Raw genomic sequence first — 1,629 nt, 5'->3', positions numbered from 1 at the left:
GTCGTTTGGGCACTCTTTCCCATTGCGAAACTGCCGCATGAGAAATTTTGCAGGCCGCTGCGATTTGCTTAACGGCGCCTTTGCGACTGAGAATGTCCGAAAGGATAGGATCACGCATGTCGATACATTACCGGCGGTAAGTATGGTAAGCAAGACAATTAAGGTGGGACCTTGTCAGGAATCTGCCATCAAATTGGATATGAGCAGTGCGAAATCCAGGAAGAATCCCCCGACACCAGCCGCTATAGCGATGGGAATCAGGATAAGAACACAACGAGAACATTTGGGCTTTACCCAAGCTCAACTTGGCGGCATGATCGGCGTTACAGAAAACGCGATCGCCCAATATGAAACTGGGCGTTCTTCGCCTAGGAGGGAGCGCGTTCCAGCGCTTTTAGACGCTTTGGGCAGATCGATTGGCTGGCTTTTGACCGGAGACGAGCCCGAAGAAGAAGTGAAAGCTCAGACCAAAAAGGAGCGTGAGATTCTTATACAGGCTCGCGACCTCCCTCCAGAGCAGCAAGATATCCTCCTTAAGATGATCTCCGCCCTCAAAAATTAATCTTACCGCCGGTAAGAAAATTCTTGCTCGCTATAATTACCGCCGGTAATAGTTTCATCGTTCGTCCACGATGGAGCGCAAGTCGATGTCAGCATCGCCGGTTCAGACCGTTTTTCTCCCCGACAGACCAACCACACCACCGCTCACCGGGCGCGATACCATCAAGGCCAAGCGGGCCATGGCATCCTATATGGATAGCCTGGCCGAGCAGGCAGGCTTTGCCGGGCGCAACGCAGCCGAACGCCTGTGGCGAAACGCTGCGGCCGACAAGCGCCACGAGGCCGAGCAGATGGAACAGGCCGCCCAAGGGCGCAGCATCATTCCTGACGCCCCTAATGCCAATCCCGTTCTAGCCCTACTGGCCCGTCACGGGCGTCTGGGACGGTCATGACCAAAATGCTCTGGAGCGCGATCGCGCGAAATCCGATCGCGGCATGCCTGATCCTGTTTCTCCTGCATCAGACCGTGAGTTCTGCCCGTATCTGGCTGCGCTGCCGCGATCTTGAGACGCAACTTCGGACGCTCGATGCCCTGAAGACTTCCGACTTTGAGGAGGACTCATGACCCACATACGCAAGACGGCGGCAGAGGTAGCGACCGAGCTGCGCGTATCGCCGCGCCTCATCCAGAAGCTTTGCGCCACGGGCGCCCTGCGCGCCGCCAAGATCGGTTCTGTCTGGCGCATAACGACGTCAGCGATTGACGACTATCTTGATCAGGAGGCCAGCAGACCGTCGTGTCCAGCAATCTCTACCAGGCCGCAAACGGCACCTATTACGCTCGGATCCAGATCAAGGGGCGCGACATCCGCCGATCGCTACGCACGACTGATCGGCGTACAGCCCGGCAGCGGCTCAAAGAGCTGCTCGAGAAGGCGGAAGACCAACGCGCCGGCATAAAGCCTCCTGAGGTCAGGAACTGGGAAGACGCCGTGGTGCGGTGGGAGGAGCTGCAATTTGCCGATCTGCGCCCCAGCACCCAGACGCGATACCGAACGAGCCTGCGGCAGCTCCACCCCTATTTCGCGGGGCGGGATATCAGCCTGATTACCTCCCGCGATGTGCATG

4 protein-coding genes and 1 pseudogene are annotated in these 1,629 nt (G+C 57.6%); all 5 read left to right on the top strand.

Going from position 1 to position 1,629, the window contains the following annotated elements:
- On the top strand, nt 1-562 hold a 562-nt coding region (locus P792_RS0118600), incomplete at its 5' end, for a helix-turn-helix domain-containing protein (protein ID WP_235075437.1).
- Between the two features lie 85 nt (nt 563-647).
- The gene (locus tag P792_RS26415) at nt 648-953 is read left to right on the top strand and encodes a hypothetical protein (protein WP_023978327.1); all 306 of its coding nucleotides are present in this window, start codon (nt 648-650) and stop codon (nt 951-953) included.
- Complete coding sequence (locus tag P792_RS37525; protein WP_161630831.1) at nt 950-1,126, top strand: hypothetical protein; 177 nt, start codon at nt 950-952, stop codon at nt 1,124-1,126. The genes P792_RS26415 and P792_RS37525 overlap by 4 nt, the downstream gene beginning before the upstream one ends.
- Nucleotides 1,123-1,269, top strand: a pseudogene (locus P792_RS39650) (helix-turn-helix domain-containing protein); the annotation flags it as partial. The gene P792_RS37525 and the pseudogene P792_RS39650, both read left to right, overlap by 4 nt.
- A 29-nt stretch (nt 1,270-1,298) precedes the next feature.
- Nucleotides 1,299-1,629: hypothetical protein (locus P792_RS38550; RefSeq protein ID WP_031240491.1), on the top strand; the 331-nt coding region annotated here is incomplete at its 3' end.

Source organism: Asaia sp. SF2.1 (genome assembly GCF_000505765.1).
Taxonomy (GTDB): Bacteria; Pseudomonadota; Alphaproteobacteria; order Acetobacterales; family Acetobacteraceae; genus Asaia; species Asaia bogorensis.
This window is presented reverse-complemented; position numbering and strand designations above follow the sequence as displayed.

What these genes read in the sequence shown, in the direction of transcription:
- P792_RS26415 (WP_023978327.1), top strand. Translation starts at nt 648, where the DNA reads ATGTCAGCATCGCCGGTTCAGACCGTTTTTCTCCCCGACAGACCAACC.
- P792_RS37525 (WP_161630831.1), top strand. Translation starts at nt 950, where the DNA reads ATGACCAAAATGCTCTGGAGCGCGATCGCGCGAAATCCGATCGCGGCA.